At 60.3% G+C, this 15,714-nt stretch carries 18 protein-coding genes; 10 read left to right on the forward strand and 8 right to left on the reverse strand.

Annotated elements, in window-relative coordinates; translation table 11 throughout:
* Window positions 1–299 precede the first annotated feature (299 nt).
* The 5 genes from F6X42_RS34885 to F6X42_RS34905 all read right to left on the reverse strand — a co-directional run bounded on the left by F6X42_RS34885 (window position 300) and on the right by F6X42_RS34905 (window position 5,430).
* On the reverse strand, window positions 300–3,326 hold the full coding sequence (locus F6X42_RS34885) for an ankyrin repeat domain-containing protein (RefSeq protein WP_187638515.1): 3,027 nt from the start codon (window positions 3,324–3,326) through the stop codon (window positions 300–302).
* A gap of 162 nt (window positions 3,327–3,488) precedes the next feature.
* On the reverse strand, window positions 3,489–3,821 hold the full coding sequence (locus tag F6X42_RS34890; RefSeq protein ID WP_187638516.1) for a hypothetical protein: 333 nt from the start codon (window positions 3,819–3,821) through the stop codon (window positions 3,489–3,491).
* Window positions 3,822–4,222: 401 nt separating this feature from the next.
* A complete protein-coding gene (gene tnpB, locus F6X42_RS46080; protein ID WP_376776494.1) occupies window positions 4,223–4,765 on the reverse strand; it encodes an IS66 family insertion sequence element accessory protein TnpB in 543 nt (180 codons plus the stop codon).
* Window positions 4,762–4,980: an IS66 family insertion sequence element accessory protein TnpB gene (locus tag F6X42_RS34900; protein WP_187638517.1), complete on the reverse strand. Its 219-nt coding sequence runs from the start codon at window positions 4,978–4,980 to the stop codon at window positions 4,762–4,764. Before F6X42_RS34900 ends, tnpB begins: the two co-directional genes overlap by 4 nt.
* Window positions 4,981–5,010: 30 nt before the next feature.
* Window positions 5,011–5,430: a hypothetical protein gene (locus tag F6X42_RS34905; RefSeq protein ID WP_376776495.1), complete on the reverse strand. Its 420-nt coding sequence runs from the start codon at window positions 5,428–5,430 to the stop codon at window positions 5,011–5,013.
* Between the two features lie 474 nt (window positions 5,431–5,904).
* On the opposite strand from F6X42_RS34905, the gene F6X42_RS34910 reads away from it, so the two are divergent.
* Genes F6X42_RS34910 through nirD form a run of 8 tightly spaced genes read left to right on the forward strand, consistent with a single transcriptional unit; the run spans window position 5,905 to window position 12,394 of the window.
* Window positions 5,905–6,408: an SUF system Fe-S cluster assembly regulator gene (locus F6X42_RS34910; protein ID WP_187638528.1), complete on the forward strand. Its 504-nt coding sequence runs from the start codon at window positions 5,905–5,907 to the stop codon at window positions 6,406–6,408.
* A complete protein-coding gene (gene sufB, locus F6X42_RS34915; RefSeq protein ID WP_187638518.1) occupies window positions 6,405–7,853 on the forward strand; it encodes a Fe-S cluster assembly protein SufB in 1,449 nt (482 codons plus the stop codon). The genes F6X42_RS34910 and sufB overlap by 4 nt, the downstream gene beginning before the upstream one ends.
* Window positions 7,854–7,882: 29 nt before the next feature.
* A complete protein-coding gene (sufC, locus tag F6X42_RS34920) occupies window positions 7,883–8,674 on the forward strand; it encodes a Fe-S cluster assembly ATPase SufC (protein WP_187638519.1) in 792 nt (263 codons plus the stop codon).
* Window positions 8,671–9,993 (forward strand): Fe-S cluster assembly protein SufD, encoded by a 1,323-nt coding sequence (gene sufD, locus F6X42_RS34925; protein ID WP_187638520.1) that lies wholly within the window; start codon window positions 8,671–8,673, stop codon window positions 9,991–9,993. Before sufC ends, sufD begins: the two co-directional genes overlap by 4 nt.
* Window positions 9,990–11,243, forward strand: coding sequence for a cysteine desulfurase (locus F6X42_RS34930; protein WP_187638521.1), 1,254 nt, complete (start codon window positions 9,990–9,992; stop codon window positions 11,241–11,243). The genes sufD and F6X42_RS34930 overlap by 4 nt, the downstream gene beginning before the upstream one ends.
* Window positions 11,240–11,695, forward strand: a complete 456-nt coding sequence (gene sufU, locus F6X42_RS34935) for a Fe-S cluster assembly sulfur transfer protein SufU (RefSeq protein ID WP_187638522.1) — start codon at window positions 11,240–11,242, stop codon at window positions 11,693–11,695. Before F6X42_RS34930 ends, sufU begins: the two co-directional genes overlap by 4 nt.
* An 8-nt stretch (window positions 11,696–11,703) precedes the next feature.
* Window positions 11,704–12,072, forward strand: a complete 369-nt coding sequence (locus F6X42_RS34940) for an SUF system Fe-S cluster assembly protein (RefSeq protein ID WP_187638523.1) — start codon at window positions 11,704–11,706, stop codon at window positions 12,070–12,072.
* A gap of 1 nt (window position 12,073) precedes the next feature.
* Complete coding sequence (nirD, locus tag F6X42_RS34945; RefSeq protein ID WP_187638524.1) at window positions 12,074–12,394, forward strand: nitrite reductase small subunit NirD; 321 nt, start codon at window positions 12,074–12,076, stop codon at window positions 12,392–12,394.
* 40 nt (window positions 12,395–12,434) lie between these two features.
* Here nirD and F6X42_RS44545 read toward each other — a convergent pair whose 3' ends face one another.
* Window positions 12,435–13,040: a hypothetical protein gene (locus F6X42_RS44545; RefSeq protein ID WP_246530368.1), complete on the reverse strand. Its 606-nt coding sequence runs from the start codon at window positions 13,038–13,040 to the stop codon at window positions 12,435–12,437.
* A gap of 15 nt (window positions 13,041–13,055) precedes the next feature.
* Window positions 13,056–13,397, reverse strand: a complete 342-nt coding sequence (locus F6X42_RS44550; RefSeq protein WP_246530369.1) for a hypothetical protein — start codon at window positions 13,395–13,397, stop codon at window positions 13,056–13,058.
* A gap of 254 nt (window positions 13,398–13,651) precedes the next feature.
* Here F6X42_RS44550 and F6X42_RS34955 point away from each other — a divergent pair, with 254 nt between their 5' ends.
* Together F6X42_RS34955 and F6X42_RS34960 are read left to right on the forward strand one after the other, a co-directional pair.
* Complete coding sequence (locus F6X42_RS34955; protein ID WP_027193673.1) at window positions 13,652–13,936, forward strand: type II toxin-antitoxin system Phd/YefM family antitoxin; 285 nt, start codon at window positions 13,652–13,654, stop codon at window positions 13,934–13,936.
* Between the two features lie 11 nt (window positions 13,937–13,947).
* Window positions 13,948–14,274 carry a type II toxin-antitoxin system RelE/ParE family toxin gene (locus F6X42_RS34960; RefSeq protein ID WP_246530370.1) on the forward strand — a complete coding sequence of 109 codons (327 nt, stop codon included), beginning with the start codon at window positions 13,948–13,950 and terminating at the stop codon, window positions 14,272–14,274.
* Between the two features lie 1,128 nt (window positions 14,275–15,402).
* Here F6X42_RS34960 and F6X42_RS34965 read toward each other — a convergent pair.
* A partial coding sequence (locus F6X42_RS34965) for a transposase (RefSeq protein WP_187638526.1) occupies window positions 15,403–15,714 on the reverse strand: 312 nt, incomplete at its 5' end.

Raw genomic sequence — 15,714 nt, forward strand, 5'->3', positions numbered from 1 at the left:
TCGATCGCGGCAGCCGCGAGATCGTCATAGCCGGGACGACAGACGGCCGCCCAATTCTGCCGCGCAGGACGCTCGCATCCGATACGCTCGTGCTCGCGCCTGGCAGCGCTTATGATCAGTTTTATCGTGGTTAGATGAGTCAAGGTCGGCGACGTCTCTGTTTGACCCTGACGTTCCCTTCGATCAGCGGTGACCTCTACGGCCGTTTCTAAGGACGACTCGACGTCTGAATGTCCGAGCGACGGTGCGAGCGAATGGCGCCTCCTGGCCGCATGCCGCCCCAGAGAAATATCGGCAAGTCAATCCTTCTTTCGTCTTTCGATTTCCTGTCTCACACGTTCGATTTCAAGCCGTTTGGCTTCCTTTGTTCCCCATCGTGGCGCTCTGTTCTGGGTGGCTTCGGCGGCTGCACGAATGCGTGCTTTGGCAGCAAGTTGATTGGCTCTGCGGTCGTCCAACTCCCTCATTTTGACCGCTTGCCGCTCGGCGAAGCGTTCAGCCGCGATGGGTGTGGTTCGTTCAGGTAGTCCGGCAAGGACCACAAGCTTGTCGATATTGTTCCAGGTGCTGATCCAGCCGTCGTTGTAGGCAAACTCACTAATCAACGGGAGGTTGAGTGCCGTGTAGATCGGGACCCAGTTTTCTTCTTCGCCCTGGCGGCGACGCACAGCGAGTTTGGGATTGAACTGGTACCGCCCGGTGGATACGCGCAGAAACAGGGATCTATTGTAGGCATAGTCCCTGTCGATTTCGTTCCTCGCCAGCACGCCAGAAAGATGCTGGCGCTTGTTGCGCTCTGGCCGCGCGATGTTAGCGGGTAAGTGTTGCCAGGCATCGAGGATGATTTGGGTCTGGAACGCGCTGTCTGCATTGCCTCGTATCTTGCTGAATCGGGCTTTGAACAATACCCACAGGGTCTGGAACAGAAAGTATTCAGATAGATGCCGGTCGATGCGGACCAAGCGATCACCCGCTCTGACATCAATGCAGGGCGGAGCCAGGCAATCATAGATTGCCGCCAGCGGGCCAGCAGCGAACTTTGCATCGCCAAATGCCTGACGCAAAGCCCAGTGCAGGGCATTGTGACCATAGTGATCGACGGCATCGCGGTCGGCACCGCGCTCCAGCAGGGCTTCCACCAGCGCCACATTTCCTGCAGCAGCTGCGGCCATCAGCGGCGTCTGGTTCATTGGCAGACGATGATCGACGCCATGGTGGTCACACTGCCTGAGAATGTCCTTGAAGCGGTTGGCGAAGAAAGGGACGTAGCTCTTGCGGGCGAACACCGCGCGCTGTTGATCAAAGGTTCGTGCCTGCTCGAATTTCGCCTCGACTGCCAGCCACTCGGCGAGCTGCGGTTCATCGAAGCAGGTGGCATAGTCAAAGAGTTGCTGCTTGCCCTTGTTGCCCGGAGACTGCTCGCGGAAGACCTTGATCAGCAGTTCCCTGACCTTGGCCTCATCGAACACCGGCCACGGCACCGGGACCTGCTTCAAGATGGTGCGGCGGATGGCCTCCGCCTGCTCCTGCTTGCCCTGCAGGTCGAGTTTGCGTGCTTCCTTCTGCCAGTCTTCGAGCGTGGATTGCTTGGCCTCGATCCTGGTCTGGCCGACGATCAGATCCAGCAACCCGAACAGATCATGCCCTGTGTCCGACTCGATCATGTAGATGTTCTTGATGGCGCGCGTCAGCGCTACATACAGGGCATTAACGAAGAATTTATAGACTTCGAGCGACTTGTCACTCTTGTCTTTGGCGCGTTTGTAATCCAGTGTCTCGACCGCCAGATCGGTCTTGGCGATGCCCTCGGCAATGTCGTTGAACTCGCCCCGGTGATCCGATATGAAACGGTAGAGCACGATGTTCTCGTATTCGAGACCCTTGGCTTCGTGGATCGAGAACAACAGCGGCGTGGCAAAGTGCTTGCGGGCGTCGGCCTTGTCCTCATCGCGCATTACCAGGACGGCGAACTGGGCGGATTGGCGAATTTTCTGGTCCAGCTCGCGCTTGGTGGCGTCCTTGTCGGGTATCAGCGTAACCTGGCCGGTCTCGCCGCCGACGGCCTGGACCAGGAAGTTGCTCTCGCGGTCGATGGAGCCGAAGCGCCGCTGCTTGATCTTGAGCAACTGATTGGCGACGCGAGTGGCCTCCAGGCCGTTGCGAAAGTTGGCCATTAGCACGCGCAATTCCTGCCGCTCGGCCAGTTTCGGGTCCTTCCAGAACAGGCTCTTGACTTGGCTCCAGGAAAAGAAATTGGGGTGGACAATCTGGTTGGAATCCCCGCAGAGCATGAAATGGCCAGGCTTCTTCATGGTTTTCAGCACGAGCGCGAGTTGCACGGTGGTGATGTCCTGCACCTCGTCAATAACCACGAAGTCGTAGCGCGGCGCAGCCAGCGCTTGCCAGTCCTGGGCGACCAGATTCAGGTCGTAGAGCTTTGCCTCGGCCAGCCAGGCGCGATACTTCTCAAACAGATTGTAGAGTTGGTCGCGCCGTTCTGCGGGAAAGATCGATTGACGCACCCCCAGTGCTTGATACTCGTCGCGCGACAGGACACCGCCCGACCCGGCAGCAATCACGCCGCGAATCTCCTCGAAAGCCTGGTGGGCATCGACATCCTTGAAGTTCTGCCGTATACGGGAGTACCAGCCCGCAAAGTCGCGCCAGCTAGCCTCGCGTCCTGCCGGAACGCGGATCGACTCGACAAACTCCCGGTAGGACAGAAATACGGCATCCTGACCGCCATGCTCGAAACCGTTGGCGTAATAAAGGTCGCGAGCACTCTGCGCCAGGAAGGCGGAATGAGTGACGTAGAGGACCTCACCTTCGGCATGCTTCAGCTTTTCAAGCGTCAGTGCGGTCTTGCCGCTGCCAGCGCTGCCGACGACAACCAAGGGAGGTGGCTGTCGGTAAATGATCTCTTGCGTGTCATCAAACGAGATCGGTTTGTCGAGCAGGTGAATGCCGGTACGCTCGGGATGAAGGTAGCGTAGAGCTTGCGCCTCCCTGATGGCGTCATCAGCGCTGATATCTGGAATTTTGCTCTCGTCAATCGCCGCGCCGCGCAGGAAACGTGACTTATCGTAGGCGTGATTGGCGATCACTTCCAGCATCAGTGCGCAGACTTCATCCCCGTGGCGCACCAGCGAGAACAACAGCCGGTCGGCGTCATCCAGCTTCGCCCGGTAGAACTTTCCGTGGCTCAGATTGGCGAGCTTCTTGACTTGGGCAGCACGGAAGTCGTGGCGAGCGATGGCCGCGGACACCTTGTCGTAGCTGGCCTTGACGCGTGAGGTGTCGAGGCCTGTGTATTCGAGAATCTTCATGACGTGATGCGGACAAGTACAGGAGCAAGATTCTCTCACAGCCGCCTGGGCTGCCAACCTCTCTAGCAAGTTTCCGGTCATTCTCGAACGGCAGCTATCTGACGGCGGACGCGCTATGGCAGAGTATTTCTTCATGCTGAATGACGGGTTTTGGCGGCGGTTTCAAGCGGTCGATGCAACACAATGAACGTCGGTCAGCGCCGGGACTCCTGGCCACGGCCGTGGGAAGAGGGCCCAGTAAGGAGGCTCATCTATCACCTCAAAGTCGTACTCCTGCGGTTTGTCAAAGATGTCGTCGAACATCTCGTTCAGTTCCTGCTGCATGCACTCCAGGTCTCGCACGCTCATGTAGCGCCATTCCTTACAGAAGCGGTGCTCCCCGGCGATGACTTTCCGGGCCGGAAGGTCGATGAGTATCCGATGTGACATGTACGGCTGGCTCGCCCACAGGGACCCCCAGCGACCGACGGCGTACCGGCGAAGCGGCGCACTCATCGAAGCATCCGCGCGACGCCGGCGCTTGATCGTCCTGTGTCGAGATCGTCCACGGTCAGCGCGCTGAGTTCGGCCGCCGTGATGCCAGTGGCAAGCAGCAGCGCGACGATCGTTCGCCGTCGAGCGAACGGTGAGCTTTTCCAGGAAGGGACCGGGTGTGTCAACCGACCGGCTGGCCGCTGCCCCTATAATTCTGCGACAAACGGGAAGAATGGCGGTTTGGCGTTAGGCGCCATTACGAACAACAGCGCGCAAGATGTTCACTGTGCCGTAGACGCGGACCAAGGAAAGGAAGGCGGCGCACTCGGCGGAGAGTGATGAGATGAACCCGGTTTGGTTTGGCGTTGTACAGCAATTCGACTGGCAGGACACGCTAAGGGTCGTCCTCCCTTCGAATGTGATCAGCTCAATCGTGACGATCGCCTGGAATTCCCACAGGGATTGGCGCGACTATCGTCGGGGACGTGGCGTTGTTGCGCTGGAGGTGGCGCTCTCGCTGGAAAAATACGCCCGCACCTGCCGTGCCATGATGCACAAGGCGGGTTGGGCATCGGACGAAGCGATTCGCACGGATAGCAGTCAGCCGATCCGAGCCGAGCCGAGCGTTGGGCGAATACGGCAGTGCGACGGGGTTGTCGCCAGTCGATGCCTTCCAGCAACATCGACAGCTGCGCAGACGTCAGATAGATCTTCCCGCCGTCAGCGTGGGGCCAGATAAACCGCCCGCGCGAAAGCCGCTTCGCGAGAAGCCATAGTCCGTCATCGGTTGCCCATAGAGTTTTTACGAGATCGCCGCGACGCCCGCGAAAAATGAACACGTCGCCGCCGAGCGGATTCTCTTCGAGTGCCGTTTGCACCTTCGCGGCAAGAGCCGGGAAACCACTGCACATGTCGGTTACGCCCGCCGCGATCCACACGCGCGTACCCGTTGGTAGGCCGATCACGATCGCACACTCTTGAGCACCGTGCGCAGCGTTTCGGCGTCAACCGCGCCATCGACCTTCACTACCGCCCGGCCGATCCGAACTTCAATTGTGCCGACGGTCGCGGTGGGCTTCACGATCTCCTGTTCGACCGACGATGTCGGCGTGACGTTGACGGGCGCTTCGCTTACGACCGTCACCGGAACAAGCTCGGTTGTCGTCAGGGCAGAGCGCATTTTGCCCTCACTTCTGGCCTGACGAACCAGTTACGACGAGCCGTCCGAATCCACTTTGGCCACGTTGGATGCCCTGCGGTCCAGTTTCATGTACATGTCCGCCGCTACGATACCAAAGACAATGTGAACGAGCGCGTTGACCCAGTTCCGCGCCTCCGCGAACCACGGAAAAAATTGGGTCATGCCATAGAAATTGATTATGTAGACGATCACGCCGAAAACGGCACCTACGAGCGTTGCCATCCCCACGCTAGAGTCGAGACTGAACGACACCGCGATCAGGCTGAGGATGAGCGCGAGAACGATTGCAAGGGCAAAATGGACGATGAAGGCTGCAAGGACAATGCCGACAGAGAACGCATGCGGCGATCGCAATGCGCCACGCCCCAAAATGATAGCGGCGATCATGCGTGGAGGTTCCGTCAGGCTCTGGCCGGTCACGAGCGTCATCAGAAAAACCCCCAATATGAGGAATATCGCTCCGGCGATAACCCCGCCAGGGCGGCTGCCCGCCAGTCGGGCTAACGGTGCGTGAAATGATGGGAATCCAGGTGAAGTTCCACAATTTCTCTCCCAATCGATCCGGATAATTCATTTTAGGTCGAGCAGTCGATCCTGCCGGATGCAAGCGCGTGGGCCTGCCAAAGCGGTTCCACCGTTTGACGAACTCCCGGCGCGAAGCGCCGCACCCAGCGGAGGAGAGCGGTCCGTCACGAAAACCAATACGCTGACAAGGTTATATATACAGGTCTAGAATGAAATTGGCGTTGGGCCGTTCGCGAAATGCTTCTCCCGGAACGGAAAGCGATTCGCGACGTGGCCAGAAATCCCCACACAGAACAGTGTCGCTCACTCCGAACGTGCGGATTTCGTTTCGATGTAATCTGGACCAAACGGGTCCTGATTAAAACGGGAGATGTTCCGATGTTGCGCATGAGCAAACTTGCCGATTACGGCACGGTGATCATGACCGCGATGGCGCGCGATCCCGATGCCGTCCACAGCGCAAGCAGTATTGCGGCGGCGACCGGGGTCGCGATGCCTACGGTGTCAAAGGTGCTGAAAGTGCTGACGCGGGGTGGTGTCGTGGAGTCGCTGCGTGGCACAAACGGCGGTTACCTGCTGCCGCGGCCGCCCGCGCGGATCACGCTGGCGGAGGTGATCGCCGTCGTCGACGGCCCGATCGGGATGACCGAATGCAGCACTACGCCCGGCCTGTGTATCCAGGAGGCGGCGTGCGCGGTGCGCGCCAACTGGCAGAAGGTCAATCGCCTGATTTACGAAGCGTTGCAGCAGGTCACGCTGGCGGACATGGCGGGCCCCACCTTGCGCGCGGTCGATATCAGCGCGATCCGCGCGCGTAGTATCCCCACCCATCGCGCGGGCGCGACGCCTGCGCGCAAGTCGATTGACGGAGGCCACGCATGAGCGCATCCGCAACCGGTTTCGATGAACTGATCAGACGCGAATACCAGCACGGTTTCGTGACTGATCTGCAGGCCGATGCGCTTCCGCGCGGGCTGAGCGAGGACGTGGTCCGGCTCATCTCGGTGAAGAAAGACGAGCCGGCGTTCATGCTCGAATGGCGACTCGCGGCCTATCGCCACTGGCTCACGATGACCGAGCCGCATTGGGCGACGGTCGAACACCCGCCGATCGATTACCAGAACATCATCTATTATTCCGCGCCGATGACGCAGAAGAATCGTCCGAAGAGTCTCGATGAAGTCGATCCGGAACTGCTGCGTACCTACGAAAAGCTGGGTGTGCCGCTGAGGGAGCGCGAATTGCTAGCGGGCGTAGCGGTGGATGCGGTATTCGACAGCGTGTCGGTAGCGACTACGTTCCGCGAAAAGCTGGCGGAACTCGGCATTGTGTTCTGTTCGTTCTCGGATGCCATACAGCATCACCCCGAACTGGTGCGAAAGTATCTCGGCTCGGTCGTGCCGCACACCGACAATTTCTTCGCTGCGCTTAATTCCGCCGTGTTCAGCGATGGGTCGTTCTGCTATATCCCGCCGGGCGTGCGCTGCCCGATGGAACTGTCGACCTACTTTCGTATCAATGCCCAGAACACCGGGCAGTTCGAACGCACGCTGATCGTCGCGGACAGAGGCGCGTATGTGAGCTATCTGGAAGGCTGCACCGCGCCGATGCGCGACGAAAACCAGCTGCATGCCGCTGTGGTCGAGCTGGTCGCGCTGGAAGGTGCACAGATCCGCTATTCGACGGTGCAGAACTGGTATCCGGGCGATGCGTCGGGCAAGGGCGGCATCTACAACTTCGTGACCAAACGTGGCGACTGCCGCGAGGCGAATTCGAAGATTTCATGGACTCAGGTGGAAACCGGCTCGGCGATTACGTGGAAGTATCCGAGCGTGATCCTGCAGGGCGATAACTCAGTCGGTGAATTCTATTCGGTGGCGCTGACCAACCACTATCAACAGGCCGACACTGGCACGAAGATGGTTCACCTCGGCCGCAATACGCGCAGCACGATTCTGTCGAAAGGCATTTCGGCGGGCCGCGGAAAGAACGCGTATCGCGGCCTCGTGAAGGTCGGCCGGGCGGCGGAAGGCGCGCGCAATTACACGCAGTGCGATTCGCTTTTGCTCGGCGACCGTTGCAGTGCTCACACATTCCCCTACATCGAGGTCAAGAACCCGACCGCGAAGGTCGAACACGAAGCATCGACGTCACGCATCGGCGAAGACCAGTTGTTCTATTGCCGGCAGCGTGGGTTGTCGCAGGAAGATGCGGTGTCGATGATCGTGAACGGCTTCTGCAAGGAGGTCTTCAAGGAGCTGCCGATGGAGTTTGCTGTCGAGGCGCAAAAGCTGCTCGGCGTGAGCCTGGAAGGCGCCGTCGGATAACCCACAGCGATTCGCGAGGGATTCGGACCATGCTTGAAATCAGCAATCTGCAGGTCGAAGTCGACGGCAAGAAAATTCTGCGTGGCATCGATCTGGGTGTAAAGGCCGGCGAGGTGCACGCGATCATGGGCCCGAACGGCTCGGGCAAGAGCACGCTTGCCCAGGTGCTGGCCGGGCGCGAGGACTTTGCTGTTACGGGCGGCGAGGTCTCGTATCTCGGCCGCGACCTGCTGGCGCTCGCGCCCGAGGAGCGCGCGCACCAAGGACTGTTTCTCGCGTTCCAGTATCCCGTCGAGATACCGGGCGTGAGCAACGTTTATCTGCTGAAGGCGGCGCTGAACGCGCAGCGGCGGTATCGTGGCGAGCCGGAGCTCGATGCGATGGAGTTTCTGCAACGGGTCAAGGAGAGGATGACGCTGATGCAGATGGACGAGAGTCTGCTGTATCGCGCCGTGAACGAAGGTTTTTCGGGCGGAGAGAAGAAACGCAACGAGATTCTGCAGATGGTCGTGCTGGAGCCCCGGCTCGCCATTCTCGACGAAACGGATTCCGGACTCGACATCGACGCATTGCAGATTGTCGCGCAGGGCGTCAACAGCATGCGCAGCCCCGAACGGGCGATCGTGCTCGTGACGCACTATCAGCGGCTATTGGACTACGTCGTGCCGGATCGCGTGCATGTGCTGGCGAATGGCCGGATCGTGAAGTCGGGGTCCCGTGAACTGGCGCTGGAGCTGGAGCGTAAAGGCTATGGTTGGATCGACGATGAAGCGGTGCAACCAGAAAATAGAGCAAGCCAGGAAAGTGCGGGGCATCCATGAAAAACGAATCTCTCGACTATTTCCATCAGTTTGGGCAACTCGCGAAGACGTTGCCCGGCGCTGAGTTTCCATGGCTGCGCGCCGCGCGCCGAAGCGCGTTCGACCAGTTCGACGCTCTGGGTTTGCCGACCACGCGGCACGAGGACTGGAAATACACGAACGTGTCGGCGATTGGCAAGCGTCCCTGGCATTTCAGGGCGCAACGCACCGACGATAGCGACGTGCGGCACGTCGTCGATGAACTCAAGCTGGACCCTGCCGGGCATCGACTGGTTTTTGTCAACGGTCGGCATGTGCCGCGGCCGTCGAAGCTGGATGGCTTGCCGCATGGGGTATTTGTAGGCTCGCTCACGCGGGCGTTGAGAGAAATGCCGCAACGGCTTGAGGCGGCGATCGCCTCGCACGCATATACAGATGGCTTTGCCGCGCTGAACACGGCGTTTATGGCGGATGGGTTTGCCATCGTGCTGCCGCCTGGCGAGGTCATCGATCAACCGCTGCAGATCCTGTTCCTGACCGACGAAGTGGGCCTTGCGGTGCAGCCGTTCAATGTCGTGCTTGCAGGAGCACGCTCGGGCTGCACGATCGTCGAACATTTTGTAGGGCTGAGCGACGACGCGTACTGGACCAACGCCGTTACCCGCATCGTCGCAGACGAGCAGGCGGACGTGCAGCACTATCGGTTGCAGCAAGAGGGCCCGAAAGCTTTTCATATCGCGTCGGTCGCCGCTGCGCAGCAACGGGGCAGCTGTTTTACCTCACATGCATTCGCGTTCGGCGCCGCGTTGTCGCGCACTGGTATCGGCACAAGCCTGAACGCCGCGAACGCGCAAGCGACGTTGAACGGTCTCTATTTCGTCGGGGGTCGGCAGCACGTCGATCACCACACGCGCATCGATCATACAGAGCCTCATGGCACGAGTCGCGAACATTACCGCGGCGTGCTCGACGGCGCTGCGCGCGGCGTGTTCAACGGACGCGTCATCGTGCATCGCGATGCGCAGCAAACGGACACGCATCAGGCGAATCACAACCTGCTGCTGTCACGCGATGCGGAGATCGACACAAAGCCGCAACTCGAGATCTACGCCGACGACGTGAAATGCACACACGGCGCGACGGTCGGTCAACTGGACGAGAACCAGCTGTTCTATTTACGTGCACGAGGTGTCGAAGAGCGCATGGCGCGGGCGCTACTGACCTACGCATTTGCACGCGACATTGTCGAAGGTGTGCGCATCGATTCGCTGCGTGGCCGGCTCGAAAACCTGCTGTTCGCGCGCACCCCGGAAGGCGAGCGCATCAGGGAGTTGCTATGAAGCCGTTCGAACAGATGCAGACGCCCGATCCGCGCAATGTCGAGCACTGGCGAGCCGATTTTCCAATTCTGGGCGAGCGCGTGCATGGACGGCCATTGGTCTATCTCGACAATGGCGCAACGACGCAAAAGCCCGCCTCGGTCATCTACGCAGAAAACGCTTACTACCGGCATAGCAACGCCAATGTGCACCGCGGCGTGCATCTGCTGTCGCAGCGCGCGACCGATTCATTCGAGGCCGCACGCGCGAAGATTGCACGCTTCATCAATGCGCAGCGTCCGGAGGAGATCGTGTTCGTGCGTGGCACGACCGAAGCGATCAATCTCGTCGCCCAGAGCTATGCTCGCCCGCAGATCAAACCCGGCGACGAAATCCTGATTAGCGCGATGGAGCACCATTCGAACATTGTGCCGTGGCAGCTCGTCTGCGAGCAGACGGGCGCGGCGCTGAAAGTCGTGCCGATCGACGATACGGGCGCACTCGATGCTGACGCGTACGAGCGCTTGTTAAGTGAACGTACGCGGCTGGTCGCGGTGACGCACCTGGCCAACGCGCTCGGCAGCATCAATCCGGTGGAGCGCATCGTTGCAGCGGCACACGCGCGGGGCGTGCCGGTGCTGCTGGATGGCGCACAGGCAATCGCGCATCTGCCGGTCGACGTCCGCGCGATAGATTGCGATTTCTACGCGTTTTCCGGGCATAAGGTGTATGGACCGACTGGCATTGGCGTGCTATACGCCAATGCCGCACTGCTTGAAGCGATGCCGCCGTGGCAGGGCGGCGGCGACATGATCCGCTCGGTAACGTTCGAGAAAACGGAATACAACGCGATTCCGTGGAAGTTCGAGGCGGGTACGCCGAACATTGCCGGCGCGATTGCGCTGGGCGCGGCGCTCGACTATGTCGACAGCCTCGGCATGGAGGTCATCGCCGCGCACGAGAACGAACTGCTCGCCTATGCAACGGATGCGCTGCGGGTGATACCGGGTTTGCGTTTCATCGGTAGCGCACGCGACAAGGCAAGCATTCTGTCGTTCGTGCTCGACGGCGTGCATGCCCATGATGTCGGTACGATTCTCGATCATCACGGCATCGCCGTGCGTGCGGGCCATCATTGCGCGATGCCGGTGATGCAGCGCTTCGGCGTACCGGCGACCGTGCGCGCGTCGCTCGCCCTCTACAACACGCAGCAGGATATCGACGCGCTGATCGAAGGTCTCGGCAAGGTCAGGGAGATATTCGGAACATGAGCGATCTGCGCGATCTGTATCAGGAAGTCATCTTCGACCACTACCGGCGGCCGCGTAACTGTCATGGACTGTCCGGTGCCAATCACATGGCTGAGGGCTATAACCCGCTGTGCGGCGACCGGATTACGCTTTATCTGCGAATCGAGGACGGCATCGTCAAAGAGGCGAGTTTCGAAGGCGCAGGCTGTGCAATTGCGACAGCATCAGCATCGCTGATGACCGAGGCGCTGAAAGGAAAAACGGAAGCAGAGGCCGAAGCGCTGTTCGGGCGCTTTCACGACATGGTGACAACGGCCGCTGCAGGGCAGGCCGCAGCCGCGCCGGAGATGGGCAAGCTGGCGGTGCTGTCCGGTGTACGTGAATTTCCCGAGCGTGTGAAGTGCGCGACGCTGGCTTGGCATACGCTGCACGCCGCGCTGCACGACGAGGATCGCCCCGTTTCGACAGAGTGAGGCAGACGATGAGCACATTCGACTGGCTAAAGCGCGCTGAGGTCGCACAACCCGGCAGAGGCACAACGACAGAACGTCTTGAAGAGCGCGTGATCGACGCGCTGCGCACCGTGTTCGACCCGGAGATTCCGGTCAACATCTACGATTTGGGGCTTGTTTATGGTCTTGACGTGGACGAAGCCGAAGGCCGCGTTGGGATCCGCATGACGCTGACCGCGCCCGGCTGCCCGGTTGCGCAGTCCTTCCCGGCGACGGTAGAGGATGCGGTGTTTCCGGTAAGCGGAGTGAACGACGTGCACGTTGAACTGGTGTGGGATCCGCCGTGGTCGAGAGACCGGATGTCGGATGCGGCGCGCCTGCAATTGGGGATGCTTTGACATGTCCGACTGGGTCGATGTCGCCGCGATCGGGGATTTTCCGGCCGGGTCTGTTCGCAGCGTTGAGGTCGATGGCGCGCAGGTTGCTGTGTTCAACGTCGACGGCACCTGTTACGCAATCGAGGATGTCTGCCCGCACGACGGCGGCATCCTGACGGGCGGTGTGGTGGAAGGCGACGTGGTCATCTGTCCGCGCCACGGTGCACGATTTTGCATCAGGACCGGAAAGGTGCTGGCGCCGCCGGCATATGAGGATGTGGTGGCGTTTCCGGTGCGGATCGAGGCGGGCGTCGTTCAGGTGCGTGACGAGCGGTGGGATTGAGGTGCGCTGTCGACCGGCTCTCGTTCTCACGACAGCGCCGTCACGACGCCCCAGCCCCCTGATGCAGCTCGCCGCCTTGCATCAAGCGCCGGGCGATGTCGGCCGTTTGCAGTGTCCCGCGTTCAGTCGGTGAATGGGCGGCGAGATAGCGGGCGACCGCAATGAGAATATGCCGGCCCTCGTCGGTATTGCCCCGCACGGCAAACGGCCGGGCCCCGGCCTCCAGCATCTGATCGGCGCGGAAGCCTGCATCTTCGCGCAGCACTGCAAGTGCAAGCGTGGCGATGAGCGCCTGTGGCGGATGGCCGAGCGTGAGATGCCGCGCTACCAGCCGTGCTGCAAGATCAACATGTCGCTGCCGGTCGAAGGCGTCGAGCAAGGCAGTGCGGATCGTCTCCGCATCGGTAGGGAGGTCGTCGAGCTGGCCGTTGCCATCGCCCGGCATGCGGGCCGCCGGCACATTCAGATAGCGGGCAAGGTAGAGCGCCATGGCTCCGTGCATGATGCCGCGCACTGCCGTGACGTAACCGTCCATGTCCGCGGTCCCGATCCGCCTGAGCATCTGGTGGAGCGCGTTAGCGTAGGTAAAGACGTCGTGCGCCGTCTCCCAGTCGGCATGCTCGTTGGCATTGCCGAAGCGAGCCACCCGCAGCGCCGCGCCCTAAGCGAGGGACCGACCGAGATCGGCAGGAGCGGCGCCTGCGCGGATCGCTACCTTTAGCGCGTCAATGATCTTCGCTGGCTCGTCACCGAGCAGCTCCCGGGCGAGCGCTGCGTGCTTCGACCAGCGTTGCAAGTTGCGCCACGCAGCGAAAAGTTCCGATATCTGGCTGGCCGATTCATCGCACAGCGCGACAAGATCAACGGGCTGGCGCCAGGCGGTCGATTCCTCGGCGCTAGGGGCCGCCACCATCTGGCCGACGGTAGTAGGCAGCAAAGCTGGCGCGTGCTCCCAGCCGATCAGGTCGAGGCACTCCAAAATCGTCGTTGAACACTCGAGCATCGGGGTTATATCTAGGACTACGTCGTGTCGAGGCCAGATTCAGGTGTCGCCGGCGGCCGGTCAGCTTACGCTGCGAAAAAGCGGACATCTGAACTTGGCTAAAAGCGGACATCGCAACTTAGCCTCTACACCGTAACAACTTAATTGTTTTGATATTATGTCAAATAAATGGCGGCGAAATTGCGTCGCCGGGTTGCCTCCGGACCGTTAATGGTTTAAATTCAGTCCTCAACCCCTTCTACCCGGAGCGCCAAATGCATCTCGCGGACCATGTGAAGCCAATCAGCTACCTTAAAAGCGAAGCTGCGCAAATCGTCAAAGACCTGACTGATTCGGGCGAACCACTCATCATCACGCAGAATGGCGAAGCGAAGCTCGTCGTCCAGGATCTACGAACCTACGAATCGACGCAGCAAACCCTCGCGCTCCTGAAAATTCTCGCGATTGGCCAGAAGCAGATCGAGCGTGGTGATCACATCGATGGCGACGAGTTCTTCGCAGAGCTAAACGAGCTCGACCGTCAAGAAAAGCTCCGCTGATGGCGGGACCCTTGCTGAAATACCGGATTCTCCCTACCGCGCGAATCGGCATCGACGAACTGAGAAGCTATGTCGTCCGCACGTTTGGTTGGGAAACATGGCGTCAGACATCCGCGCAACTGCAGGAAACGATCAACCACATTCGCCAGTTGCCCGCTAGCGGTTATGCGCCTGCCGAGCTTGAGGGCTTCTTCGAGGATGGTTTCCGACAGGCTCTTTCCGGCAAGAACCGGATCATCTACCAGATCCGCGACGATACCGTCTTTGTTCATCTAGTGGTCGACGTGCGACGCGACCTGCCCTCCCTGCTTCAGAGGATCGTGCTTCGTCTGATGTAAAAGGTCTGGACTCGACAACTGGGTCGCTTCAGACCGGACCGGCTCGCAGCCCAACCACGCGGCACGCCGCGAGCGTTTCGTTGAATTCAACCTCGAAGCAGAGCAAAGTACGCAGAGACGCGGCCGCGTACCGCGTACACTTTCTTTCCATCGGGCGTCGGATGCCGGACGCCTCCAAAGGTCGAGAGCCCGCTACCGCCTGCGCGCCGATAGGACAGGCGCGGGTGGCACCCACCGATGCTCCTTTGGAGGGCGGTCAAACATCAAGTCAAAATCGGTGAATCCGTTGCTCCGTCGCTGCCGCGGGGGCCACCGTATTTGTGAGGAGCGTCCTCGGTGACGCCAACGCGCGGGAAAGTCCTATTTTGCCCCACGTGGCTGGACGTCTTTGCGAGGAAAGCTGGGAACGGGAAGGCCAGCGAGCACCCCCGTGGCCCGTGCGGCGCGGCAGCCAGCAACCGGATGTTCATGCTGTGCGGCCCGGTGCGGCACGCGGCACGACTGTCACCCGATGCGCCACATTCGCTCGAGGTGTTCCCGCAAAGGCCCACCTCATCCGTGGACGTTGCGGCCGACGCGACGATCCAGACAGCGTTCGCGCATCTTGCACAGGATCCACCGTGGACGAAGATGATTGCTGCGGCAATTCGCGAGCAGTTCGGACAAGGACGCAAGGTGCCGGTTCTCACCGAACGGACGGATCATGGTTCTGTCGCGGTAAGGCGATGTGAGCGAACGATAGCGATATGATGAGGATTGCTTACATCACCAGCGAGTAGAATTGCCGGGCGGCCGATGGCTTGAGTTTGGCTGCGTCCTTCATCTGCCCCTTGGCGATCATATGGATGTATATGAACGCCTCCCGTTTGCGGAGGAATTTCGCGTGCATTGACATACAGAATCGGTTGCGGCTGTATATGCGGCCTTATTGCAGCCGATACGGACGCTGCGGGCCTCTATGAAATTCGCTGACTCGCACCTCATTGAGTTCACGAGCTTGAAGCTCTGATGCATATTCAGGTTTAGCGAGTTCAGGTCCGACCTGTCGTGTCATCACATTCGAGTACCAACGCAACCTTTCGATCGTGTCATGCTGTAGACGTCTATTCGCGAGGTGCCTCCAATCGTTCAGGCGGGCTTCGCGCTCACGTGTCCCTTCTGGTAAGGCCGGTCGTGGGCCAGGACTGCCCAGATCGTACGCGCCATCTTGTTGGCCAGCGCCACAGTCACTACGTTTTGCGGCCGCCGCTTGCTGATCTGCTCGACCCACGGGCCAGGCACTTTGGCATGATTGAGCACGCTGCGCGCGCCGTGAATGAGCAGCGTGCGCAGATACGTGTCTCCGCGCCTGCTGATGCCAAGCAGCGTCACCTTGCCTCCTGAGCCCGTTTGCTTTGGCACAAGACCGATCCACGCCGCAAACTCGCGTCCCGATCTGAA

This window comes from Paraburkholderia podalyriae, assembly GCF_014397785.1.
In the GTDB taxonomy this organism is placed as follows: domain Bacteria; phylum Pseudomonadota; class Gammaproteobacteria; order Burkholderiales; family Burkholderiaceae; genus Paraburkholderia; species Paraburkholderia podalyriae.